The 24,357-nt window shown below is 36.4% G+C and carries 22 protein-coding genes and 1 pseudogene; 5 read left to right on the forward strand and 18 right to left on the reverse strand.

Annotation, left to right across the window (positions count from 1 at the left end; genetic code table 11):
- Positions 1-102: 102 nt before the first annotated feature.
- A pseudogene (locus ACQKFG_RS21270) lies at positions 103-249 on the reverse strand (PTS lactose/cellobiose transporter subunit IIA); the annotation flags it as partial.
- A gap of 359 nt (positions 250-608) precedes the next feature.
- Here ACQKFG_RS21270 and ACQKFG_RS21275 point away from each other — a divergent pair.
- Positions 609-875 carry a ribbon-helix-helix domain-containing protein gene (locus tag ACQKFG_RS21275; protein WP_349729275.1) on the forward strand — a complete coding sequence of 89 codons (267 nt, stop codon included), beginning with the start codon at positions 609-611 and terminating at the stop codon, positions 873-875.
- Between the two features lie 346 nt (positions 876-1,221).
- Here the strand turns inward: ACQKFG_RS21275 and ACQKFG_RS21280 are convergent, their stop codons facing one another.
- The 8 genes from ACQKFG_RS21280 to ACQKFG_RS21315 all read right to left on the reverse strand — a co-directional run bounded on the left by ACQKFG_RS21280 (position 1,222) and on the right by ACQKFG_RS21315 (position 8,842).
- The gene (locus ACQKFG_RS21280; RefSeq protein WP_427562526.1) at positions 1,222-1,641 is read right to left on the reverse strand and encodes a VOC family protein; all 420 of its coding nucleotides are present in this window, start codon (positions 1,639-1,641) and stop codon (positions 1,222-1,224) included.
- A 730-nt stretch (positions 1,642-2,371) separates the two neighbouring features.
- Positions 2,372-3,106, reverse strand: a complete 735-nt coding sequence (locus tag ACQKFG_RS21285; protein ID WP_427562529.1) for an ATP-binding cassette domain-containing protein — start codon at positions 3,104-3,106, stop codon at positions 2,372-2,374.
- A gap of 434 nt (positions 3,107-3,540) precedes the next feature.
- Positions 3,541-4,410, reverse strand: coding sequence for a cation diffusion facilitator family transporter (locus ACQKFG_RS21290; RefSeq protein WP_427562532.1), 870 nt, complete (start codon positions 4,408-4,410; stop codon positions 3,541-3,543).
- Between the two features lie 206 nt (positions 4,411-4,616).
- A complete protein-coding gene (locus ACQKFG_RS21295) occupies positions 4,617-5,615 on the reverse strand; it encodes a histidine kinase dimerization/phospho-acceptor domain-containing protein (RefSeq protein WP_427562535.1) in 999 nt (332 codons plus the stop codon).
- The gene (locus tag ACQKFG_RS21300) at positions 5,612-6,283 is read right to left on the reverse strand and encodes a response regulator transcription factor (RefSeq protein ID WP_427562537.1); all 672 of its coding nucleotides are present in this window, start codon (positions 6,281-6,283) and stop codon (positions 5,612-5,614) included. The genes ACQKFG_RS21295 and ACQKFG_RS21300 overlap by 4 nt, the downstream gene beginning before the upstream one ends.
- Positions 6,284-6,301: 18 nt before the next feature.
- Positions 6,302-7,267: an alpha/beta fold hydrolase gene (locus tag ACQKFG_RS21305; protein WP_427562540.1), complete on the reverse strand. Its 966-nt coding sequence runs from the start codon at positions 7,265-7,267 to the stop codon at positions 6,302-6,304.
- A 186-nt stretch (positions 7,268-7,453) separates the two neighbouring features.
- Entirely contained in the window at positions 7,454-8,005 is a 552-nt protein-coding gene (locus tag ACQKFG_RS21310) for a dihydrofolate reductase family protein (RefSeq protein ID WP_342615476.1), read from the reverse strand.
- 60 nt (positions 8,006-8,065) lie between these two features.
- On the reverse strand, positions 8,066-8,842 hold the full coding sequence (locus ACQKFG_RS21315; protein ID WP_427562543.1) for an aminoglycoside 6-adenylyltransferase: 777 nt from the start codon (positions 8,840-8,842) through the stop codon (positions 8,066-8,068).
- A 285-nt stretch (positions 8,843-9,127) separates the two neighbouring features.
- Between ACQKFG_RS21315 and ACQKFG_RS21320 the strand changes: the two genes are divergently transcribed.
- Positions 9,128-9,454, forward strand: a complete 327-nt coding sequence (locus tag ACQKFG_RS21320) for an antibiotic biosynthesis monooxygenase family protein (protein WP_427562546.1) — start codon at positions 9,128-9,130, stop codon at positions 9,452-9,454.
- A 568-nt stretch (positions 9,455-10,022) separates the two neighbouring features.
- On the opposite strand, the gene ACQKFG_RS21325 is transcribed toward ACQKFG_RS21320, so the two are convergent.
- Both ACQKFG_RS21325 and ACQKFG_RS21330 read right to left on the reverse strand, forming a co-directional pair.
- Positions 10,023-10,592, reverse strand: coding sequence for a GNAT family N-acetyltransferase (locus ACQKFG_RS21325; protein ID WP_427562549.1), 570 nt, complete (start codon positions 10,590-10,592; stop codon positions 10,023-10,025).
- 148 nt (positions 10,593-10,740) lie between these two features.
- Positions 10,741-11,502, reverse strand: coding sequence for a class I SAM-dependent methyltransferase (locus ACQKFG_RS21330; protein WP_427562552.1), 762 nt, complete (start codon positions 11,500-11,502; stop codon positions 10,741-10,743).
- 434 nt (positions 11,503-11,936) lie between these two features.
- Between ACQKFG_RS21330 and ACQKFG_RS21335 the strand changes: the two genes are divergently transcribed.
- The gene (locus ACQKFG_RS21335) at positions 11,937-13,721 is read left to right on the forward strand and encodes a LamG-like jellyroll fold domain-containing protein (RefSeq protein ID WP_427562555.1); all 1,785 of its coding nucleotides are present in this window, start codon (positions 11,937-11,939) and stop codon (positions 13,719-13,721) included.
- A gap of 178 nt (positions 13,722-13,899) precedes the next feature.
- On the opposite strand, the gene ACQKFG_RS21340 is transcribed toward ACQKFG_RS21335, so the two are convergent.
- The 4 genes from ACQKFG_RS21340 to ACQKFG_RS21355 all read right to left on the reverse strand — a co-directional run bounded on the left by ACQKFG_RS21340 (position 13,900) and on the right by ACQKFG_RS21355 (position 18,130).
- Positions 13,900-14,796, reverse strand: a complete 897-nt coding sequence (locus ACQKFG_RS21340; RefSeq protein WP_427562557.1) for a DMT family transporter — start codon at positions 14,794-14,796, stop codon at positions 13,900-13,902.
- Positions 14,797-15,380: 584 nt separating this feature from the next.
- Positions 15,381-16,205, reverse strand: a complete 825-nt coding sequence (locus ACQKFG_RS21345) for an ABC transporter permease (protein WP_427562560.1) — start codon at positions 16,203-16,205, stop codon at positions 15,381-15,383.
- 20 nt (positions 16,206-16,225) lie between these two features.
- Positions 16,226-17,041, reverse strand: a complete 816-nt coding sequence (locus ACQKFG_RS21350) for an ABC transporter ATP-binding protein (RefSeq protein WP_192204306.1) — start codon at positions 17,039-17,041, stop codon at positions 16,226-16,228.
- 27 nt (positions 17,042-17,068) lie between these two features.
- Positions 17,069-18,130, reverse strand: coding sequence for an ABC transporter substrate-binding protein (locus tag ACQKFG_RS21355; RefSeq protein ID WP_427562564.1), 1,062 nt, complete (start codon positions 18,128-18,130; stop codon positions 17,069-17,071).
- Positions 18,131-18,686: 556 nt separating this feature from the next.
- Between ACQKFG_RS21355 and ACQKFG_RS21360 the strand changes: the two genes are divergently transcribed.
- Together ACQKFG_RS21360 and ACQKFG_RS21365 are read left to right on the forward strand one after the other, a co-directional pair.
- Entirely contained in the window at positions 18,687-19,904 is a 1,218-nt protein-coding gene (locus ACQKFG_RS21360; RefSeq protein ID WP_427562567.1) for a cytochrome P450, read from the forward strand.
- Between the two features lie 277 nt (positions 19,905-20,181).
- Positions 20,182-20,451: a hypothetical protein gene (locus ACQKFG_RS21365; protein WP_427562570.1), complete on the forward strand. Its 270-nt coding sequence runs from the start codon at positions 20,182-20,184 to the stop codon at positions 20,449-20,451.
- A 523-nt stretch (positions 20,452-20,974) separates the two neighbouring features.
- On the opposite strand, the gene ACQKFG_RS21370 is transcribed toward ACQKFG_RS21365, so the two are convergent.
- The 3 genes from ACQKFG_RS21370 to ACQKFG_RS21380 all read right to left on the reverse strand — a co-directional run bounded on the left by ACQKFG_RS21370 (position 20,975) and on the right by ACQKFG_RS21380 (position 24,246).
- Positions 20,975-22,663, reverse strand: a complete 1,689-nt coding sequence (locus tag ACQKFG_RS21370; protein ID WP_427562573.1) for a hypothetical protein — start codon at positions 22,661-22,663, stop codon at positions 20,975-20,977.
- Positions 22,664-23,327: 664 nt separating this feature from the next.
- Positions 23,328-23,831 carry a hypothetical protein gene (locus tag ACQKFG_RS21375; RefSeq protein ID WP_427562576.1) on the reverse strand — a complete coding sequence of 168 codons (504 nt, stop codon included), beginning with the start codon at positions 23,829-23,831 and terminating at the stop codon, positions 23,328-23,330.
- A 61-nt stretch (positions 23,832-23,892) separates the two neighbouring features.
- The gene (locus ACQKFG_RS21380; RefSeq protein WP_192204298.1) at positions 23,893-24,246 is read right to left on the reverse strand and encodes a hypothetical protein; all 354 of its coding nucleotides are present in this window, start codon (positions 24,244-24,246) and stop codon (positions 23,893-23,895) included.
- Positions 24,247-24,357 lie beyond the last annotated feature (111 nt).

Raw genomic sequence — 24,357 nt, forward strand, 5'->3', positions numbered from 1 at the left:
CTTCGTTAATTTATATCAGCATCATTTGCTAGTGCCATGAACATTAGTATAATTTAAAATTCCGGAGAATCCTAATCTTGGGTGACCCTTAAATACCATTGCTTAGGTCCATGAATGGATTTTATGCGCAGCAACAAACTCATGCCCCGCTTCCTTTAATTTATCCTGGGCATCGCCTGATTTACCTTGTTTTTGCAAGGCGGTGGCTTCCATCGCACAACTGCGGGCATTCCCGCTATTAAGAATTAATTGAAATGATAATGAAGATCCTCTTTCGTTTTCGCCATATTAACACCCCTTCTGATAGTATGTTATTTTGAAATTAATTGGAGCAATAACCTTTCCCCCTTTTGAATAAGAGCCTGAAAAAACAAACAATTCCAATAAGCAAATATTATAACGTTATATTGATTATACCGACAATTTTATTGAAAATATGGTTTGTGTTACAAACTTTTAAATCATAGAAGTGTAAAATCCTTGCTTCACCTAGAACAGCAAAAAAGAAAGCTCCCTGCCTCTTCAAGTCTGTACAAGCCTATATACATTCCCCTACACATATTTGTTTAACTTCAATTAAAGGTATATGATAGATAAAAAGACTGTAGGTGGAACGACTTATTAATTCTGAAACGAGAAAACCAATAAACATTACCCTCAATCCGTACTTGGATAATAGACTCACTAAACTGGCTGAAGAAAAAAATATCCCCATCGAAAGACTGATGGATAAAGCTGTAGATTTGTTGCTTGAATACATGGAAGATTGTGAGACTGTTAATCAGGTTAAATACAGTAATAACGAAGCAATTGAAAAGAATAAAGAAATGATTGCAAAAAGTAGAGAATTCATTAATAAAAAAACAAGCACTTAACCCCAAGGTAAAGTGTTTTTTCATACTGTAGGCAAACTCGATGAAAACCTAGTTTGTCTACAGTTTTTTATGGCTTGTACAATTTGGACGTTGCTTTCCACTCCAGGCACTCGCTTTCCGCGGGCTGTCCGGGAGCCTCCTCGGCTTTCGCCCATGGGGTCTCCCGTAGACACGCTGTTCCCGCAGGAGTCTCGTTCCTTCCGTTCCAATCAACTTTGTTTTAACCTTTAGATAGAATCCTTTTGCCTAGAGTCTTTTTAGAAATATTAAAACTTGAGGTGGTGAGGATGCTTTCTAAACATGTTTCTATCCAGCGAGATCAACTTGAAATGAATCGCATTCATGATTAAATGATGTCCCACTGCGGATTCCAAACGACTTCCCAAAGGTGTCCATCAAGGTCTTGAAAGTGTGCAGAGTATCCTCCCCAGAAAGTGTCATGTGCCGGATCGGTTACGATCGCGCCAGCTTTTTTTGCTTTTTCCAACACAATATCCACTTCCTCTTTACTACCTACATTGTGACCAAGGGTAAATTCAGTAGGACTTGCCGGAGATAGAGGAACCTTGGCCTCATGAGCTATATCCCTGCGATTCCATATGGCAAGCTTTAAGCCTTCTTGCAGGTTGAAAAAAGCAACGGCTCCATGCTCAAATTCTTTGCCCACTATTCCTTCTGTTTGAAATCCTAGGCCATCCCGATAGAATTTCAACGAATTTTCCAAATCATCCACACCTAATGTTATGACAGTAATACGCGGTTTCATGATTGACCTCCTTCTTTACTTTTACCCTCTATTGGTTACCAACGCTTTTAGTTCATACCAGATTAAAATCAATACCTTTTTTTGTCAATCTAAAAGGAATTCCTGTATAGTAGAATGATTAATTGATCAAGCTCGATATCAGGATATACTAATTCACTTTACTTAAAATGGAATGAAACCGAAAGGAAAAGAAATTATCAATGATTTCATTTATCCTCACCTTGAAACGTTTCCTAAAAGCGCTATGTTCCGCATTTAAATTGAAGAACTTCCAGGTCCTTTTCGTATTGGTCCTGATTAGGTTACTTTCCGGCACAATTTTCTATGTTAAGCAGGAAGGTCTGACTGTGATTGAATCCCTTTACTTATGTGTTGTTACTCCTAGTAGGGTTGGCATCCAAGTTTTGAACCGCAGACAACATTAGGAAAAGTGTTTACAATGATTTATATTGCAGGCGGCACCGGATTATTTTGGGGCTTAATAAGTTACCTTACATACGCAATCATAAAGAAACCGGAAAACGAGAGCAACAGCAGAAAAACCTGAATGCATAGGAATGCTTAAAATAATTGGCATTCCTTTTTGATTGGTGTAAATAATCGCCGTTCAAACGACCAAGTGAAGGTTATCCCTCAAATTACTGAAGTTTGAGCAAGGACCTTTATTCCTCTATTTTTCTTTTTTTGCTAATTTTTCGATTCTAGTTTCAATCGCTTCTGAAGGAACGGTTCAATTTCGCCTTCTGTTTCCCGGAGCTCCGTTTATGGAGCCTTGCTTCTGAATTGCCCATTCGTTTAGGGGCATTCCTAATTGAATCAGATTTGGATTGGAGGTTTTGGGCAGCTTGTTCAACCGATTCTTTTCACGCGTATACTCTTCATATTGCTTATTTTCCTTTTCTGTTTTTGCTTGCTTTTGTTTGATATACGCTTCGTAATTCCCTTCATTTACAGTTACCTTGCCTTGCTCGACTTCCCATATTGTTGTACACAGGTGATTTAAGAAAGCTTTATCATGTGAAGTAAGCAATATAGCGCCATTAAAAGACTTTAAATCCTTTTCCAATTGTTCAATTCCGGATATATCCAAATGGCTGGGTTCATCCGCAATCAATACATCCGCATTGGAGGACAGAGCTGCGGCGATTTTCCTTCGAGTACGCTCGCCGCCGCTTATGATTTCTTGATTCTCATTGGGCAGTTTCCATATGCTCGTTAACTCCCCGCTTATTTCTTGTTCATTTTCTTCAATTTGCGGGATATAGCCGACTGTTCCATAGCATTCAATATGACCGGTATCAGGTTCCCTCATGCCTGCCAGAATAGAAAGCAAGGTCGTTTTACCTTCTCCATTCCTACCAACCAGATCAACACGAACATGGCTGTAAAGATGAAGTGAGTCAACGGAAAGAACTTCACGGTTCCCGTAACTTTTCTTTAAATCATTCGCTTTTAAAAATAACATGAAAAATCCCCCTCTATTTTTCTAGAGAGAGATCGCCTGTTACTAAATTAATATACATAAACCAAATATACCTCATCTGATTTGATAACAGATAAAGCAGTTGTAAATGGATTAGTCCTTATAAACGAACAGACGAATCCCATCTCTAAACATAATCATTAAAATCTCACAAGGGTATCTCAAAAGATTCTTGTTCAAATGAAATGGTGATTCACGTTACTCACCAATAAATCCGGTAAGCAAACAAAGTGACACGTATTTTTTTGAACATATCTAACCGATTACACCCATTGATATAGATTTACTGTTTATTTGATAAGATTACTGCTTCATTGTATAAGGTACCCTTTCCTTCCAATGTAATGAATGATTGCATATTAATCATATGTTTGAAAACGATTTTATTCCCTTTTTATTAATGCCAAAGGAAAGAATTAATTGGGCTCAACATGGACATGAACATCATACACTCCATGATCTTTCATCATCACTTTCTCGACATGGGTCGCTATATCATGTGCTTCTTTAATATCCAAGGTAGAATTGACAAGGATGACAACATCAATCACTTCATTGTTCCCGTAATTTCTCCCTTTAATTTCTTTTATCCCCTTGACTCCATTGACATTTGTAATTACTTCCCTATATAGATGAATTTTATTTTCATCGAAACCGTCAGAAAGTTCATGCGAGGCTTGAATGAAAATCTCCCAGGCTGTTTTGCATATCAATAATCCGACTATGATGGCAGTAAGTGGATCCAACCAAGGCATATTTAATTGGGAACCAAAAATCCCAATAGCTGTTCCGATACTTACCCAAGCATCGGAAATATTATCTTTTGAAGCTGCCATAACGGCTTTACTATTAATTTTTATAGCAAGCTTTTTATTATATCGGTATACAAAATACATGGCTATTGCTGATAAAACACCTACATACCCAGCAATAATGTCAGGTGATTCCTTTCCACCTTCAAGCATGGAAGCAACGGCATCTATTAAAACTTGTACACCAACAGCAAACATGATGAATGAAGCTACCATCGATGCAATCGTTTCACTTTTCCAATGACCATAACCATGATCTTTATCGGGGGGTCTTTGAGCTAGCCTTAAACCGATCAGTACGGCAATGGACGCGATAATATCGGTCGTGTTGTTCAAACCATCCGCTTTCAAGGCCGCTGAGTCGCTTATGTATCCTATAACAAGTTTCATGATTGATAGACAAATATAAGCAATGATACTAATGATTGCACCACGTTCGCCTAATTTGAGGTCATTATATTTTTGTTCTTCCATTCAACTTCCCCCCACAATTAAGTACCTGAATATCATACCAACTTAAAAATGGGTGGGTCTATAGCAACCTTTTTGTATCGCTTTATATAAGTAAGTGATATATAACTATGTTGCATAGGGCAAACTATCTGAAAAGAATGATATTGATGAACCCTTGACAAAATCCCCGTATGTTAATGCCGCAAAAATAATGAATCAATTGAGATTTATATCGTTTTTTCGACTGTAAAACAAAATGAAGTTCCGCTTTCGTTTGATAGCAAATCATATTTTATATGTAGTGTTTTGGCTATATCCTCAATTATTTTTAAGCCAAGCCCCTTACTTTTACTATCGATATCAAAACCAATTCCATTATCCTTGATACTGACTCCATTATTTTCAATGGTTATCACAAGTTTATCAGCCATCGAGTGATTCAAGACATTTTGGAAAACGTTATCGAATAACCTTTGAAGCCACAGGTCATTACTTATCCATTCCAACTCTCCATGTAATGGATGATAAATTAATTCAATACCATGCATGTTATACAAATAGCCCCATTTTTTAACCATCATTTCTATTAAATCGTGCATATTCACTTCATCATTTAAGATATAAGAATTATCTAACGCATCTGTGGATTGAATATTATATTCATTTGTTAATTCGGAAATATAATCAATTTGTTGATATAGTGATTGTAATAGTGGAACTTGATCCATATATCTACCTTCTAAATAAAACAATTGTAATCTTATAGCTGTTAAAGGTGTATTGATGTCATGCCTTAATTTATTCAAGAGTTCTTTTTTCATTTCCTCCTGTTGTTTTAGTTCCAATTCCCGAAAGGTCGTTCTTTCTATCAATAAGTTCACAGATTTAGTTAATTTCCCGATTTCATCATTGCTTTTAATCTCTAAGATATTCGGAATCTCCTTATCACTAGCTAAATTCCTGATGGTTTCATTCAATATATTTATTTTATTTAATAGCGAGTTAATAGATTTGGAAAATAAGAAGGCTAACAATAATAATGATAAAATGAATATCCCAAGCATTGTAGGATATGCAAAAGATTGATGAAAAGGAATGTCATCATTTTTGGTTTTAAAGGCAAAATCATAAATGACTGACATAAGGATACTGATTAACAGTAATATAAATGGCACGCTAATAACGGCGATAAATAATAATAGCTGGTATTTTTTCTTTAATTTCATTTCTTTATATAGGTATTCAATCTATACCCTTCCCCATATATATTTTGGATGATCTCACCGTTGTTATCATTGATTTTGGTTCTGACTTTTTTTATATGTACATTAATGATATTTTGATTCCTATCTTCGAGCTGCCATAAATATTCAAAGAAATGTTCTTTCGTTAAGATTCGATCCCTATTTTCATATAAATAGAAAAATATTTTACGCTCTATCGCAGTAAAAACCACTTCATTATGCAAGTCATTATTGAATACCTTCTTATGTTCGGCATCTACATATATATGCTTAATTTGCGTGAAAGTACCATATTGATTATCCAACAATTTCTGCATTCTTAGCAATAGCTCCCTGGGATCAAAAGGCTTAGTCATATAATCCTCACCCATTGTCAAACCTTGGAGTTTGCTTTCGATATCATTTCGGGCAGATAGAAAAATAACTGGAATATTTAATCCTAGACTTTTTACTTTCTTGGTAATTTGATAGCCATCATCTCCTGGCAGCATAACATCCATAATGACTAAATCCATCTCATGGATTATATCTATAATTTCTTTTCCTTCTTTCATCCAACGTACATTGTATTCTTCGCGTTGCAGAATTTTTTTCAATAAATCACCAATCATCAAGTCATCCTCAACTATTAAAATATTATATCTTTTCATCACAAAGCCTTTCTTTATTCATTTGATAAATTCCATGGCAAGATCATATATCTCATCTGGCGCATATAAATATATGCTGTGCGTCCCTTTCAGTTTTATTACATCTGCCTTTAATAGTTTCTCTGCAAACTTTTCATAATCTTCATTTTTTTGTTTTGTGTATTTAGAGTCCTTATTTTCATCGGCAATCGCATCTAAAAATAAAATGGGTGTACCTTTTGGAATCGGCAAGTTCACTGATTTTTTCCCATTACTGTAACTTTGTAAAAGCTCTTGCTCCATATCATCATTAAAAAACTGTTTATATGATAGTGCTTTATACATTTCCTTTTCATAGTCACTTAAGAATGATTGCCGAATCACTTCGGGATTATAAACAGCAGAAGGAAAAAGACGGTGCAAACCCATTTTCGTTAAAATATTCACTCCTCTTACAGTCAATGAATCTACCATGCCCATTTTATGAGTTACATATTGGTGCGGTAAACCAATATCCAAAGCAATGATTCCCTTTACTTCACTTGGGTATTTTTGTGCCCAGTAAATAGCTTCGATACCTGATATTGAGTGTGGAACCAAAAAATAAGGAGGTTTATTTCCACTTTCCATCAATGATCTCCTGCTTTGTTCCAATATTGTATCAATATCCCTACCATCGTGAAAAACATCACTGTATCCATATCCAGCTCTTTCAATGACTGCAATTTTATTTTCTTTTGCAAACTTACTATATAATCCTTTCAATTCATAAACTGGAGCCGCAATCCCGGAACCGGACATAAAAACGTATGTATCCTCACCGCTGCCTTCCGTATATACATTAATTCCTTTGTTATTAAAATCAACCGTTGTTCCTTCTCTAATTAATGATGATTCCTTTCCCTTTTGATAAGTATGGTAGATAAAAACAGCTATTGCTATAAATATGATAATCGCAATGAAGATAAAAAATATATTCTTTGATACTTTCAACATTTTCCTCATAGAAAAACTCCTTTCAAGTGATACTGAAAGGATATATGTTAAAAATAAATTTCTAATTAATTTTCTTTATATATTTTTACTTTTAATGACCAGGGAATTTCATCAAAAAAAAGCTGCGCCAAAGCAGCCCTAACTATTGAAGGAAAGTGTTTACGAATGAAGTAATGGCCGCCCTCCACCATATTCCTAAGTATAAATAATATTATATGTAGGTTTAATCACTCCGTTTGGATATTGTTTCATGTCAACTAAATCCAATTTTAGACTTGGCTTAACGCTGCCGAAAAGTGGAGTGCCTTCACCGATTATGACTGGATTCACTTTCAGCACCAATTGATCGATGAGTTTATGTTTTAATAACGTTCCAGCCAATTCTCCGCCCCCGCAAAGCCATAGCTTTCCGTCACCTTGCTGCTTGAGATTTTCGATAAATGCTACGGCATTTCCTTCGATAAGTTCTACCTCCTCATTCGATTCAAACTGAAGGGAGCTCGAGAATATATAATGTTTCAATCCCTTATAACCTGGTTCACCCGGTTTAGCTCCGAATTGAAATCCAAATTCATATGTTTTCCTTCCCATCAACACCGCTTCATATTGCTGGATATCGGCTAAAAAGTCTGGGACATGATCTCCTTCAAATAAGAAAAAGGATTGATTGATATCCCCATCCAACATTGCTTGATCGGCAATGAAATTGTCCAGTGAAACAGCTACATGATATACCAATTCTGCCACTTAGTCATCCCTCCAAGAGTGATTACACATTTTACACGAACAACGAGTGTCTTATAACTTTCAGATAACCATATCCATTATTCTCTTGATATGGCCTTCATTTATTTCGACACCCACTTGCGTACATAGGCATTTATTTAGTCTAAGGAATTCTGGGATCATACGTCTCAACGTTTTTATCATTTCATTTGAATCGCGGCCACAATCCCAACTTTCCAACAGGGATAATTGCTTTTTTGCTAATATACTTCTATTGCCTTCGATTTTTGTCCATACTCCATAGGGCACATCCACATGTACTTCCATTTCCATATACCACCCAGACACAATCAGCCATCGTATCTTATCAAGATTGGATAGTGCATATAACATTTCTCTCCTCATGACGGCTCTGTAGGTTTCATGGACAAAGGCAAGCAGCTTTCCTCCCCAATGTTCAACTTCATCCGGTGAAGGTTTATACACTTGTTTTGCGGATTCATTAATAACATGACTCAGAATATTAAAAGGATCATAGAGAACTTCAGCCTCTTTTAACCAAATGGAGGGTACAATTTCCTCAGGTGCGTGATACCAGCTATCCACTTTCACAAATGTATCATAATGAGTGACCACATACGGTGAGGAAGGATTGTAGTCTTCATGAAAGGAAACATCTCCCCAATTATTGGCTCTATCCCTTTTTCCCTTTAAAAATTCCGCTTTCCGTTTTGGAATAACAATGGTGTGTAAATCTATATCAGAGTAGTTATCATGGTTTCCTTTTGCTAATGAACCGGCTATGTAAATAGCCAAAACATCAGGATCTGCTGATAAATCTTTTAATGCATTTACCAAAAGAATATCTCGTTGTTTCGGTAAAAATGCATCCCTTTCTATATGTTTGCTAACGAATCCCGCACACAAAACCATCTCCTTTTTTTGTAAAACCATCAAAGTAATATATATTCGTGCATCAAGAATAAAATCCCTTCCGAAGAATTGCCGTGTCAGTGATCTATACCGTTTCTTAGCTCGTTGTTTTCTTGGCGGATATCAAGGAACCGCTTTACCTGGCATCTATCCATATTCTCGCCGATGTAGTATTATTTTGAATATTAAGTTAAAAGGAGGCATCATCTCTTGTTTCTTGCACAAACTCCCGAACCACCCTATTACGCTTGTATTTTCACTTCTCAAAGAAACGATAAGGATGCCGAAAGCTATAATTCAACCGCGGAATTGATGGATGAACTTGCCGCTCAACAAGATGGCTATTTAGGAGTCGAAAGCGTAAGAAATCAAAACGGGTTAGGAATTACCGTATCCTATTGGAAGTCCCTGGATGCCATAAAGCTTTGGAAAGAAAATGCCGCTCACAAAAAAGCACAAGAAAAAGGGATGAAAGATTGGTACTCGTCATACTCAACACGAATTTGCAAGGTTGAAAGAGATTATACAAGCAAGTGAGGAAACTAAGATTTCATGTACATAAATGGTTTTTCATAAAATTTTCAGCTATAGAAAAAGTCCGCTTTTTTAGCGGTCTCAGATGTAGACGAACTCGAATAAAAGCAGATTTGCCTTCAGTTTTAAAATATTCAGCCGATTCCAGAAATCCGTTCCCTTTCCGCCGACTGTCTGTCAAGCCTCCTCGCCGTTAACGGCTGTGGGGTCTCGGCAAGCCAGTTACTCGGCAGGAGTGGCCGCAAATTTCTTCAATCCAATGAGGGTTTCATCTATAAAAAAGTCCACCACGTTTGTTTTAAAATTACGGTTAGGAGTGAGACCATTTAAAAGAATCTACAAGTTCCAGTTGATTTCAAAATCCGATTCCATTTTATGAACAAAAGGGTTTCTCTAAATTTCAAATAAAAGTTGATTGGATCATACGTTCGAGACTTCTGCGTGGACAGCGTGTCTAGGGGAGAACCTACAGACCGCCGAGGAGGTTTCCCGATCGCTCACGGAAAGCGAGTTCCCTACGTACAAATTTTATAAACAAAAGTAAAAAACATTACCAAATTTTATTTTAAAATCATGATAAAGAATTAAAGGAAATATCATTAAAATCTTCTTTTATGAGTGAGTACATATATAAATCATCGAATTTACCACAAGTATATTCATAATGCCTTAGCAATCCTTCTCTTTTAAATCCTTGTTTTTCCACAAGTTTTTGGGATGGGAGATTATCAGGTTCAATTAACGCTTCAATCCTTTCCAGGTGAAAGTGGCGATAACCATACTTAATAACGGCTTCCAATGCTTCACTAGCAATGCCTTTCCCCCAATGATCCTTACTTAACTCATATCCAATTTCAGCTCGATGATGCTTGGTGACCATATTCAGAAAACCGCAACTTCCTAATACCTTACCGGAATCTTTCAATGTAATTCCCCATCTGATTCCCGTACCTTCCTGGAATATAGATTCGTACCATTTAATTTCATCCCATACGTCATTAACTGTTTGGCACGGATCTAACCCCATTGACTTCACTAAATCTATATCAGATAAATATTTAAACATATCACCCGCGTCTTCTATTGTTACTTCCCTTAAGATCAATCGTCGTGTTTCAATAAGCGGAAATACCTTCTCCAACCAATTTCCCTCCCCAAAGTCCCTTTTCCATACGTTACTGATTTAATCATTACCTAATTAAAGCCGATAATCAACGCTTTATTGTATAAAGAAATAATGATAATAGTAAAAAGGCGTCCCTACTTTTGCAGAGACGCCTTTTTGCCGTTTACTTGATTCCTTCATTCATAGAATTCGGTTCCTTTACTGCTGAAATCATTAAAAACATGGGCCTTCGATTTTCATCTTCCATTTCAGGAACACTTTTTAACAATTCATCAGATGGCATCGGTTCCTTTACGGCTCTTATGCTGAATCCAGCACCAATCAAGTCATTTATATATGTTGAAATCGTACGATGATACTTGACTACGTTTTTGGTTAAGAAGGTTGTTTCTCTCACACCTTCGAATTGATAATTGTCAACTGGCCAATGCAGATGATTTCCGTGATCATCTACATACCAAGCTTGTTCTTTACGGGAAGTAAAGATTGGATGTTCAACCGAGAATACAAAAGTGCCTCCAGGCTTTAAACAATCATGGACCTTTTTACAGATTGACTCATAGGACTCAATGTAATGAAACGCCAACGAACTGATAACCACATCAAATTCAAAGCCGGAAAAATCGATGTCTTCAATGGGCATTTTCATATATGAAATGGAAGGATCATCCGTTTTTTCGCGTGCTCTTTGTAGCATGTTGTCGGAAATATCCACACCTACGACGGAACTGGCCTGTTGCTCTCGGGCAAATCGGCAATGCCAGCCGAAACCGCATCCCAAATCAAGTACACTCTTGTTATGCAGATTTGGCATTAGCTCTTTTAGTACATGCCATTCTCCAGCAGCTTCAAGTCCTTTGACCGATCGTGGCATTTGCTCATACGCAGAAAAGAAATTTGCATCATCGTATTTGTTTTGTTTCACAGTCATACATCTCCTATAATTCAAGATTGCCTCCTAAGATTAATACCACTTCTATTAGGAGGCTACCTATCTCCTTCCCACCATTTTATTCACCTCATTTTCTTGATAAAAATCCCAGTCTTTATACTAACACGTTGCTTATTTCCTACCTCTCCATCTGAAATTCAAATTACTGCAAACCTCAATTGACAATTAGTTGTAATCCTTGATTTCAACAAGATAATTTGTGCACATCAGGACTTATCTCCTAATTCCCTTGAAAAGAATAAGTCTTTTTTACTCAACCTTAATAAGTTATCGAGAAGATAAGCAAACTATACCATATTGCAGCCATACGGAATTCTACCTAGGCTTAGTTCGCTACAAATTAATCCAGGTAGTCTAAAAGGATAAATGTATATCGCTTAATCAAAATGTATTGGGGTGAATGTTTTATGAGAATGAAAAAAGCATTAATAGGTCTCTCACTCTTATGTATGATTGTTCCTGGCATTGCCAAATCGGCTGATTCCGTTGCTGAAAATAATCGAAGCAATATCGTAGCAAATTGGAAATTCACAAAACAACATGTTAAAAGCGGTTCAATCGATAAAGGTAATTTAATTATAGAAGATACAAGCAAGCATGGAAATGATTTAGAGTTGGTGACGATTGGTGATCCTGCCTCGCCTGAATTAAATAAAATGATTCAATGGTCTGAAGAAGATTATCATGATCAAGAAAAAGTGAATAGCTTGGAGTTCGCTAATTATGAAAATGCCCCTACAGGTAGGTATTTCAAAACCAAAAAGGATGCACCTATCAATTCGGAGAAATTCGATAAGGGTTTTACCATTGAAGCGATTTTTAAGTTGCCAAGTGATTCCAAGAGTCTCATGGGGCTTTTCTCTAGACAAGGACAGGCTGCCGATCTTAATAAAATGGAAGGCGAGAAGAAAATCCTTTCTTCTTTAACTGTATCCAGTGATCAAAAAATCCACTGGACAAGTCATCCATCTAATTTAAATTATAATGTAAGCAATTGGTCTCGATCATTAAATGCTGATGAATGGTACCATTTGGCAGTTGTTAATGATGGTGACACGACGACTTTAACGTTGAATGGCATAAGTGATTACGGAAAATCAGAAAAAGTAATAGGTATTGCAGCAGTTAAAGGTAAAGGCTGGAACATCGGGGCATCTGAGTGGGGAAATAAGTTTAATGCACTATTCAAAGGGAATATCCAGGAAATCCGAATTGCTGGAAAGGCTTTAACCGAAAAAGAATGGCTTGTGAAAGATGCCCGTGACGATGAACCATTCGAAGGATCAAACAAAGCTTTACCCTTTCTAACGAATAAGAAGAATTATAATTTTCTTTTTGTTCCAGATACCCAGAAATATTCAAGTCAAAATCCAGAGATATTCAATAGCCAAATGAACTGGATTTCCAATAACACTAAGAAGAACAATATTATCATGAATACATTTGTTGGGGACATAGTCGATAGTGATTTAGAAAAACAATGGCAGAATTCCCTAGGTGCCATTTCCCTTTTGGATAAAAAGGATGTTCCATATATGATGGCGGCCGGGAATCATGACTACGCGGCCGGAGACCCTTTTTTAACACATTATGGGCCGCAGCGTTTTTTGAATAAAAAATACTATAAGGGGTCGTCTCCCTCTGGGTATAGCTCATATGCAATTGTTAAGGCAGGGAGTTATGAATACTTAGTCTTGATAGTCGATATGAAAAATCTGCATAAGGACCTGGAATGGGCAAAAAAGGTTCTAGATCTGCATAAAGATAAACCGACAATCCTCGTCTCACATGATATTATATTTCCGAAGGTTAAGGATGATAAAACCATCGGCGTCGAGTCGTCTAATGGACGGCTGATTTGGAATGAACTTGTAAAGGACCATAATCAAGTGTTCATGACGGTTAATGGGCATTATTTTGGGATAGCACATCGGGTAAAACATAATTCTTCAGGAAATGATGTCATTCAAATGCTGGTCAATTACCAAACGAATTATCGAGGGGGTAATGGCTGGCTAAGACTTGTAGAGTTTGATGAAAAGAAAAATGTATTGGTATTCCGAACTTATTCGCCATTTGTCGACGAAATGTCTAAAAAAGAAAAGTCCTATATCGATTTTAAATTTTTAACAAGTGAAAACAATTCATTTAAATTGGATTGGGACTTTAAGAATAGATTTAATTTTAAATAATTAAAAGAGGAGGAAAAATCCAATTCCCCAGGTGTAAGGTGTAACTGATCGATCTCTGCAACCTGGGTGAATTCCTTTATTGGGTGCCCTCCTATGTGTTGAGTCTTTAAAGAAGGATAAACGTTCATTCTTCATGATGGATTTAAAATGCTGCAATTGTCTTCAGTTTAAACAACTATCATGCTGCTTTTTTCATTACTGATTTATACTTTCCGAACCCATTAACGACGAGAACTCCTAATATCGCAATTCCGCCGCCCATGACTGAAAGAGTACTAGGCACTTCCCGCAGCCAAACCCAAGCGACGAAAATGGCAATCACGGGTTCAAGGTATAACAAGCTGGAAACGGAACTGGCTTTTCCTAATGAAAGTGCGACTGCCCAAGTTACATAACCGATGGCCGCAGGGAAAATACCAACAAATATCGCTGATAAATGACCTTCCATTGTAGCGTGTTGAATATCTTGAAATAGCCCAGGAAAAAATATGAAAAAGGGTATTGTACCGATCCATGTGAAATAGGCTGTCAATTCAATCGGATTATAGCGGCTAAACAGCGGCTTTTGGAAAACAAAAAACACCGCAGAAGCAATAGCAGACATCAGCACTAAAAATGCACCTTGAGAAATATTCAAGGAAGGGCCTGCAGTACCTAATGTTATTAAAGTGATTCCTGTGAATCCTATACCTAAACCAATCCATCCGAATAGGCCGAGGCGTTCTTTTAATACGAACGAAGCAATGATCGCGATGAAAACAGGTGCTGAACCAATCAGCATTCCAGCCGTTCCCGCCGAAACGGTTTGTTCCCCGAATGTCACCCCGATATGATAAATACTAATACCAATAAATGCAAGGATCGATATCCTCAGCAAATCCTCTTTTTTCGGGAGTCGAAATTTCACCCCAGGCCATAGAGCATAAAGGACAAAAATCCCTGAAGCTATAAGATAACGAACAAGTACCAAATGGCCGGCTGAATACCCGCCATGCAAGCTTGCACGAATAGCAGCGAATGTAGATCCCCAAATAATAACAGTAATAAATGCCAATAAAAACGCCTTAGTGTTCAAAACCTATTCCTCCCAACCATTCACTATAAACTGAAGGTATCATGGATACGTGAGAACTTCAATAAAATTTCTATCTCGCTGTGAAGTGAAACAGTAAAAATAACGAATCAGAGTACATTCTGAGATGTAATCATCGCTGAATAAAGTAAATAAGAGATGGACTTGGAATGGAAATCTTCAATTAAAGATGGATTAGGTTTGAAAAGCATGCTAAACAAAAGATGCTTCGTATAGGAAGCACCTTTTGTTCAGACTGTAGACAAACTCGATATTAAGATTGGGAGTTAAAATATGAATGTTGATTTCCACTCCAGGCACTCGCTTTCCGCGGGCGGTCAGGGAGCCTCCTCGGCACTCTTGGCGCCTGTGGGATCCCCCTTGGACTCGCTTTCCCGCAGGAGTCTCGTACCTTGCGTTCCAATCAACTTTGTTTAAATATTCACACGGCACCCCTTTTGTCTACAAACTCGTGTACAATTACCTTTTCCATATTTAAGCTTACTTGAAATATTGTCTTGAGGCTTTTACACTGTAACAGTTTTGCGCAGCTATACTTAATAATAACGTTTAAAGTGTAAATCAAATTAACTATTTTCTGGTTTCCAAGAAGAAAAGCGTCTTTCAATAATGCCTAATAATGAAGTAAGAATGATTCCCGTAATCGTAATGACCAACACTCCAACAAACATACGATCTGTTTGCAGATTTTGGCCATTGCTTGTCAATTGATATCCTATACCAGCTGTCGAAGCGAATAATTCACCTACAACTACAGCAATTAATCCTTGACCAATACCTAAGCGAATACCGTTTAAAAGGAATGGTACCGTCGAAGGCAAAGCAATCGTTTTAAAAATTTGAAATTCACTTGCACTAAATGTTCTTGCTGCTTTTATTAAGTTTTGATCTAATGTTAACATTGCTTTTTGAGCGCTCATCACTATTGGAAAGAAGGCCATCAAAAATACTATTACAATTTTTGATGCTGGGCCTATACCGAACGCAATTATGATCACTGGTAAAAGGGCGACTTTAGGAGTTACATATAATCCTGAAATGAAAGGATTAACTACAGCATTAAAGTTGGAATTCCAGCCCGATAACACACCAATTGGAATTCCAATAAGTATGGCTAAAACAAAGCCTGCAATAAATTCGTAACCACTTACTTTCATATTTTCCCAAAAAGAACTTTCTTGGACCATTAAAACTGCCGCTTGTGCAATTTCAATTGGTGAGCTAATGAACAATGGATTTATCCATTCATTTTGAGAAGCAACTTCCCAAAGCAACAGGAATATTAAAACAGAAGCAACACTGATAAAAAATGACTTCTTTTCTTTTTTTATTTTCTTCGCCTTTTTTATCTTGTGCTTTGATTGTGTAAGTTGGATAGTACCCTTCGTCATATTATTCTCCTTTCCCTTTATTATTTTTCTTTATTATCGAAGCCTTGTTTTGAAGACTCCTGTTCAATAATGGACCATATATGATCTACAAACTCTAAAAATTCCGGGCTGCGCTTCACCTGGAGATCTCTCGGTCTAGGTATATCAACATCCACAACCTCCACTACACGGCCTGGTCTTGCCCCAAAAACAAAAACTCGATCAGCTAAAAATACCGCTTCATCAATTTGGTGTGTAATAAAAAGACTTGTCTTTTTTGTCTCATCCCATATTCTAAGTAACTCACCTTGCATAAATTCCCTGGTTTGTGCGTCTAGAGCCGAAAATGGCTCATCCAGTAATATTAATGACGGGTTTACCGTTAATGCTCGAGCCAAGTTTACCCTTTGCTGCATCCCTCCTGACAATTCGTGGGGATAATGATTTTCATAACCTTTTAAACCGACCATTTCAATAAATTCTTTGGCCTCTTTCTTTTTCTCTGCGGTTACTTGCTTTTGCAGTTCAACTCCATAGAGAACATTTTCCATAACTGTTCTCCAAGGTAATAGACTAGGGTTTTGAAAAACCATTGCCCTGTCCTTTCCGGGACCATCAATTTTTTGCTGATCTAATAGAATTTCTCCCTTGCTTGGCTTCAGTAATCCAACTACAGTATTTAAAAAAGTGGTTTTCCCACAGCCGCTCGGCCCTACAATACATATAAATTCACCATCTTTGATATGTAGGTTTATATTCTGCAGGGCAATCACTTCTGCACCGGTTTTATTGTTTACGTAAGTAACATCCAAAAAACGAGTGGACAATTTGAAATTTCCCTTTTGTGCGTTTTCCATCTTGATTATCATCTCCTTTCTATCTACTTATTTTTTAAAAGCTTCTTCTATATAACCATTGGTCCAAATAACATCTTCAGTAGTATCCTGTTTAGTAGAAACGCCTGACAACTTACCAAATTCAACCAGTGGATCCTGAGCATTGTCCCAAGCTTCTTGATTCATTTCTCCATAGCCTTTAAAAGTGTTTTTCAATCCGATAATTGATTCCTCTAGAATATCGACATCAATTCCATCAAAATAAGATACGATTGATTCGGCTGCCTCTCTTGGATGATTACGTGTGAATTCCATACCTTTCCCTATTGCCCGAACTACTTTCAAAGATGTTTCGTGATTTTCTACTAAATATTCTTTTTTAGCAAAAACAGCTTCCCAGACCATATTCCCATACATTGGCTCTTCACTTGTATTGATTACAATCTCACCAACATCTTTACTTTCCGCTTGTAAACCCATCGGAGGTGATGCTATCCCTCCGTCAACAACTCCCTCCTGCATACCGCCAATCTTCGATCCATCCCCTGCTAATTTGACTGCTTTAAGAGTATTGGGATCAACACCATGCATTTGCATTAAATATCGGGTGTATACGTCTCCAGAATCGCCAACAAGATTTGTACCGATGGTTGCGCCATTCAATGAAGCAACTCTATCTTCAAGTGATGAGTCTTTAGAAACTTTCTTTTTCTTTAAATATTGATTAGAGAGAGTAATTTGATAGGTAAGCGCTGAATTTAAAGATTGAATCGCCATTAAATCTTCACCTTTGTCAAGAGGAGTGAACATACTTCGAGGACCTGAGACGGCAAATTGAGCTTCTCCCGATAATACAGAAGCAATGACTTGTGCTCCTCCACCACCAGATACAATCTCAGCTTCAATTCCTTCTTTTTCAAAAAATCCTTGCTCGATGGCTACATATAATGGGGCAACTGACAACAACCGTGCAGGTTCCGTAAAAGTAAGCTTAATCGCTTTTCCTCCTGAATTCCCCTTATTTTCTGTAGTTGTTTCTTCACTTGAACTGCATCCAGATACTATAAACACTAAACAAAGCAGAACGAACGCCAATTTATTCTTAAACATATTACTTACCTCCCCAAATCAAATATATTTTTATTTCAATTGAAGATTGTCCATATGGTATTACCGTTCCCCCCTCTTTATAGTTTTATATATAAAACATAATTTTATATACACATCAATTCTAAAACAATCATCTCGTTATGGTCAATTATAATTTCGGAAAATTTAGATAATTAGGTGAACTTCTGCACAAAAAAACACTCTTTTATAAGAGTGAGTGTCTTTTAACTCTTATGATACAATTTTCTGTTCCAGTAAAATAAAAAACTTCAGCGGCAGACTAAAATAATAGTGGATAAGGGTGCAGTATATATAGTTATACTGCTGGCATGACTTGGGGTACCGGCATGACCTTAAACGAGAAGCTATGAAACTCAAAAGAGTTTTTCAATAGGTGGTGAATCAAATTTCCCGAGTTATTACTTTCTTCTTATTGAAAAATTTCTCAATTTATGTCAATTGAAACCAAATTACGAGTTTGTTATCTTAGTTAATGAACCGGTTCATCACTATTTTCTGCATGAATATTAGACACATTAAAAGGAGAGATGAAACCATGAAACAAGAACGTAAATCAACAAGCGCAGTGGAGCAGTATGCTAATCTCATCCCCATGAGAGAAATTGCTTCGAACGCAGATCAATTATTTCCTTTTCCAATCTTTAATAGTTTACGACAAAATACTCCTGTAAGGTACGACGAGGATCGAAGCTGCTGGGATGTGTTCCGATATGAAGACGTTCATTATATTCTAAAAAACCCAAAACTGTTTTCATCGGAACGAGGGTCTGGAACTCTTCAAGGAAGCATTTTGACAATGGACCCTCCTAGACATACGAAAATGAGAAACTTAGTGAACAAGGCATTCACTCCTAAAGCAGTGAAGGATTTAAAAAATAAAATCGAAGAGGTGACACTCTATCTTCTCGATCAAGTTAATGAGAAGGAAACCAAGGATCTCGTTCATGATCTTGCTGGTCCGTTGCCTGTCATTATAATTGCCGAATTATTGGGGGTCCCTACTAAGGATCGCGATCTTTTTAAAACCTATTCCGATGTTCTCGTGGAAGGGGCCAAAGACAATTCAAGTGAAGCCTTCCAAGTAATGACACAAAAACGCAAGGAAGGAAACGAGTTTCTTAAAGAATATTTCAAAAAAATAATTAAAGAGAGAAAAAATAAGCCTGAAGAAGATTTAATTTCGCTATTATTAGCAGCAAAAATTGATGGGGAAAAATTAACAGAGGAAGAGGTACTATCTTTCTGTGTTTTATTATTAGTTGCGGGCAATGAAACAACAACTAATTTGATTACAAATGCCGTACGCTACATGACAGAAGATAAAAACATTCAAGAACAAGCTAGGACAAATCTGCCTTTAATACCAAAATTGGTAGAAGAAACACTACGCTTTTATCCTCCAATACAAGCAATTGGCCGTGTTACAAAGGAAAATGTCAAAGTTGGGGGCAAAACAATCCAAAAGGGGGAACAAGTAATTTGCTGGGTCGGTTCGGCAAACCGGGATGAACAAAAGTTTGCAGAACCTAATCGGTTTACGTTAGAAAGGAAATTAAATCCACATTTGAGTTTCGGGTTTGGTATTCATTTTTGTTTAGGTGCCCCGCTTGCACGTCTAGAGGCAGAAGTAGCTCTCGTGACACTTTTAAGTACTTTTGCAAAATTGGAAGGTGTAAAAGGGGCTGAGCTGGAGGCGATTCCAAGTCCGTTCGTTTTTGGAGTGAAAAGACTTCCTTTAAAATTCATAAGATAATGAGCCTTGCTGCCTAAGAATATATAGATTAGGTAATACAAAAACCTATCAATAACAAAAAATGAATTTTTCAATATAATCTCAATGAAAAAGTGAGTATATTAAATTACGGCCTTTTAAAATTGATTATTTGGCAAGCAATTGTTGGAGAAGATGTTAGATGTTAAATCTTATATTTATTCCAGTTATTAGAAATTTAACTGCAATAGGTTGATCAAAACTTAATCTACGAATTTTATGACCTAAAAAATACAGAAACAAAAATGGAAATCACAAAATGATTTCCATTTTTGTTTTGTTTAGTCCGACTGTATCTGGCAGTATAAAAGGATTGAGCATCAGTCTAGGATTTTCTAAATCAAGTGCTAATACCTATTCATTAGATGTTGGTCCTAATAGACGAGTCTATATGGGATATAGAGTGAAATATGCTGTTGAAACAGGAGAAAACCACACCATTAATATCTACAATGGGGATACCATTACAAAGAAGAATTATAAAGTCAAAAAAGTTAAGTTCGGTGAATACGGACTGGTCAACTATTAATCCATAAAAAAAGATTAGCTCATGGCTAATCTTTTTTGTTTTTAATACTTAATTCTCCTAATTCCCCTAATAAATGTAATGTGTAAATAATTATTAAGGCTCTGGCTACAACAAAACCATCTATAGCTAAATCATATTCCCCTCGTAATAAGGCTTCCGAAAACCAAAAAGAAATTAATATTGCCAGAGGTATTAAGAGAAACATTAAAGCTAGTTGCGTTTTTTTTCATAAGCGTCCCGTCTTAAAGTATGTATTTTACAAATAACAGCATTATTTCTGGAAATAATCCACATTAACGGTCATTAAAAAATCTTACATGTAATAAAACCCCAAAATATATAGCCTATATATTAAGAGAAATCTTAACTTATGAGATGAAAAAGATGAGATAAACCAAAATTCCAATGCAAATTTTCCATCCTATTTAAGAATAACTAATTCTCTTCTTTTTACTAAAAAGACGGCTCTCAATTTGAGTGCCGCCCCCTTTTATTTAATATACTGTCCCAACTCTAATATGCATTATTCTGCTTTGAATGTTTTCTTCACTTTGTCGCTTTCATTCATTCCAGGGCGTGTCACTGTTACATAAACAGAACCTGAACCCTTACCTAACTGCTTAACCGTAAGGGTTGCAGAGGAAGAAGTGGATGTTTTACTAGATAGATACTTCCCGGAGGATGAATAGAGTTTAACAACGTCGCTTTTTTTCAATCCTTTGACTATTACTGTATCTGACTTCCCCTTATTATTCTTAATCATAATGTTGGAAGCGCTTGGCTTAGGTGTCTTCGGTTCTGCTTTAAACGATACCTTTACTCTAGAACTCTCGAGCATTCCACTTCGGGTGTTCGACACATAGATAAAACCGGCATTCTTTCCTAATTGTTTGATGCTAAAAGTTGTAGAGGTACCTGATACTGGTTTAGATGTAGCAAATAGCTTTCCTTTCGAATCGAACAACTTCACTACATCGCCTTTAGCCAGGGCATTCACTTTCACGCTATCCGATTTGCCTACATAATTTGTTATTTGTACCGACTTACTGCTAATAGACGGCGTTGGAACTTTTACAACCAGTTGGTATTTATGATTGCGAGTGTTTGTATAATCATTCACCGATATATAGTACCGCCCTGCAGGAAGGGAATACCTCTTCGATTCTATTCCATTTGCAAACTGGTCATACTTCGTATTAAAGGATCCCACTTCATCACCGTTTGAATTATAGAGGCTCATATACCAACTAACAGATGGCTTCCTTCCCATCTCTAGAGATACACTTGATGGTTTTGATAGAAAAAACGTAAAATAATCAGCGTCATTGTAACTTTGGAGATGCCCATAATAGTTTTTGCCCAATCCAATACTGTTTGCCTGCTGGGCGTTGTCATTGAATTCTTTTTCATAGGCAGTTGACTTTGCAAACTTCACGTTAAAGGCATAGGGCTGGTGAGTTGAACTGGAATAGTCTTCAATATGGATTAAGTACTCTCCTTTAGGTAGCCCGACCGTCCGTTCCGTCGGTTTTGTGACGTTCGAAGAATATTCTGTCGTCAACTCACTAAGCACTTCACCCTCTAAATTTAAAATACTCGCATTCCATCCGATGCCAGCTTTTTGACTCATATTGAGAGTGACAGCTCCACTTTCAGGAAGGGTGAATCTATAATAATCCTCATCACTATAATTTTGTATCTCACCCACGTAAGGTGTATTTAATTTAATTTTATTTGCTGCACTTGAACTATTGTTGAATTCGTATTCCACATTTGCATTTTCTTCAAAATTAACAGCAAAATAATAGGTTTTGTTAATAGAATTAGTATAATCTTCAATATGTATGTAATATGTACCAGCTGGCAATCCTACTTTCCTTGCCGTTACACCCATGGCTTTATTGCTGTAATCGGTAGTTCCACCTGTAAACTCATTTCCACTACCATCCAGGATTTCAAAATCCCATGCATATCCTGGATAGTTATTAATGTTAAAGGTGACTTGACCTGGTTTTTTCAGCGTGAACTTCCAATAATCTTCGTAATCTCCATCTCCATTAAGGATTGCATGATTAACAGCATTTACATTAATTAGCTTTGCTGCTTGCATGGAATCCAGCCCAACGTTTGCTGAAACCTTCAAGACTCCGCTAACCAAGATGAGACATATTGCCCCCAAAAAAGCACTTGCTGCCATTAAGTATTTTTTCATTAATAAATTCCTCCTATGACATTTTTACTAGAATATTATTCTACCATGTTTTACAAATAATCTTCCTAATTTTTTAATCTTTTGGAATTTTTTTAGCTAGATGTCAGTCGTACTTAAGCTGTTAATTCCTCAATCGTAAAGAACAGTTGAGACAAAAAAGAAATTTCACTAAAATTGATATTCTTCTTAATGTAGATCTTCTGTTGATGTTGTATCTACTTTATCTATAGTGATATCTATTGCATCCACTTCTTCTTTTGTCATTGGTTCAGCAGCCTCAGTTTTAGTTTTCACTTTTTCAACCTCTTTGCCGTGTTTCTCCACTTCTTTATTAGCCTTTTGAATTTCCTTTTAAAGTTCAGTGACTAATTTATCAGCTTTTCCAGCCTTTTCTTCCCCATATTTAAGCGTAGCATTCAAGTTTATAATTGTATTTTGTTAGCTGCAGCAAGCTCTTTAACCTATTCGTAATTTTCTGCTGTTTTGATGGCCAACTGATCCTTAGTGGCCTGATGATTATGTTTCAGTATTCAATTTTGTTACTAAATCTGCCAAAGCTTTGGGTGCAAATATGAGATGTTTAAAAATAAGCTATGTTACTCGTTAATGCTGATATCTCCATAATAAAAAATAATGCCTATATATAGGCATTCTTCATCGTTTTTTATAACCATTTTTCTTCATCATCAATCCATTGATTATTTTTCAACTCATATGATTTAGTATCATCGTGGAAAACAAAGAATGATGGTAATTTCAATATATCTCCACCTGATTTTTTCCAACATTGACTAAACCAACCTGTAAACGCTTTTTGTTCTAACTCGTATATTGCTGGATAGTTTTCTTCGTAAAAATTATCAATAAAATCATCCAATGAATTTTCGATTAACTGATAGTATGTAACATCAGAAACTATATCAACACTACCTGCGAAAACTGTTGAGTCATTACCTTCATAAAAAACTTCATTGGCTTCTCTATCCATAGAGAACATCCTTATTGAAATTCCAAAATTTGCAGGCTCAATAAATGCGGTAAAATCCAACAAATCTATTTCAGAAAAAAAGTTGTATGTAATGATATTTTTAAGCTTACCTACTATAAGATCTGAATGTTTCTCAAGGTTATCTTTAATAGACTCAATATAATTATCGACTGTTAACATATGTTGTAATCTCCTTTTTTAATGCCTTATTCAAACAAATGCACCTGCTATTATGAAGACACTAAGCTAAATTTTGCTTACGGAATCCATATCTATATAAACCTAGAAAGAAAGGAAACATTATGATAAGCGTGAAAGCTGTAACGAAAATCATTCCCCCTACTCCAAGTTCTGGATCATTAAGCACATCCAACATTGTGTATGCAAGCACTTCAATTACAGTTATTATAAATACGAATTTCCAGAATGACTTTGATAACAATTGTTTGTTATATACATAACCAAATAATCCAATTGTGGAAATAATGCTGATAACAGTATCCGTAGTTTCTATCACCGGACCATGAACCGCTTCTACAAACATTGAAGCTATCGATATAGCTATAATTAGCCAAAAGTAAATTTTCCAGAGCATTTTTACACTTCCCTACTCATTAAATGACCCTCTCAATTTTCCTTTTCAAGTATATCTAACCAATCTAGTAAAATGGGCTTATTTTCAAAATAATCCTTTTGAATTTCATCC

It is taken from the genome of Peribacillus sp. NPDC076916 (assembly GCF_050269675.1).
In the GTDB taxonomy this organism is placed as follows: Bacteria; Bacillota; Bacilli; order Bacillales; family DSM-1321; genus Peribacillus; species Peribacillus aracenensis.

What these genes read in the sequence shown, in the direction of transcription:
- ACQKFG_RS21280 (WP_427562526.1), bottom strand. Translation starts at nt 1,641, where the DNA reads ATGAAACCGCGTATTACTGTCATAACATTAGGTGTGGATGATTTGGAA.
- ACQKFG_RS21285 (WP_427562529.1), bottom strand. Translation starts at nt 3,106, where the DNA reads ATGTTATTTTTAAAAGCGAATGATTTAAAGAAAAGTTACGGGAACCGT.
- ACQKFG_RS21290 (WP_427562532.1), bottom strand. Translation starts at nt 4,410, where the DNA reads ATGGAAGAACAAAAATATAATGACCTCAAATTAGGCGAACGTGGTGCA.
- ACQKFG_RS21295 (WP_427562535.1), bottom strand. Translation starts at nt 5,615, where the DNA reads ATGAAATTAAAGAAAAAATACCAGCTATTATTATTTATCGCCGTTATT.
- ACQKFG_RS21300 (WP_427562537.1), bottom strand. Translation starts at nt 6,283, where the DNA reads ATGAAAAGATATAATATTTTAATAGTTGAGGATGACTTGATGATTGGT.
- ACQKFG_RS21305 (WP_427562540.1), bottom strand. Translation starts at nt 7,267, where the DNA reads ATGAGGAAAATGTTGAAAGTATCAAAGAATATATTTTTTATCTTCATT.
- ACQKFG_RS21335 (WP_427562555.1), top strand. Translation starts at nt 11,937, where the DNA reads ATGAGAATGAAAAAAGCATTAATAGGTCTCTCACTCTTATGTATGATT.
- ACQKFG_RS21345 (WP_427562560.1), bottom strand. Translation starts at nt 16,205, where the DNA reads ATGACGAAGGGTACTATCCAACTTACACAATCAAAGCACAAGATAAAA.
- ACQKFG_RS21350 (WP_192204306.1), bottom strand. Translation starts at nt 17,041, where the DNA reads ATGGAAAACGCACAAAAGGGAAATTTCAAATTGTCCACTCGTTTTTTG.
- ACQKFG_RS21355 (WP_427562564.1), bottom strand. Translation starts at nt 18,130, where the DNA reads ATGTTTAAGAATAAATTGGCGTTCGTTCTGCTTTGTTTAGTGTTTATA.
- ACQKFG_RS21360 (WP_427562567.1), top strand. Translation starts at nt 18,687, where the DNA reads ATGAAACAAGAACGTAAATCAACAAGCGCAGTGGAGCAGTATGCTAAT.
- ACQKFG_RS21365 (WP_427562570.1), top strand. Translation starts at nt 20,182, where the DNA reads ATGATTTCCATTTTTGTTTTGTTTAGTCCGACTGTATCTGGCAGTATA.
- ACQKFG_RS21370 (WP_427562573.1), bottom strand. Translation starts at nt 22,663, where the DNA reads ATGAAAAAATACTTAATGGCAGCAAGTGCTTTTTTGGGGGCAATATGT.
- ACQKFG_RS21375 (WP_427562576.1), bottom strand. Translation starts at nt 23,831, where the DNA reads ATGTTAACAGTCGATAATTATATTGAGTCTATTAAAGATAACCTTGAG.
- ACQKFG_RS21380 (WP_192204298.1), bottom strand. Translation starts at nt 24,246, where the DNA reads ATGCTCTGGAAAATTTACTTTTGGCTAATTATAGCTATATCGATAGCT.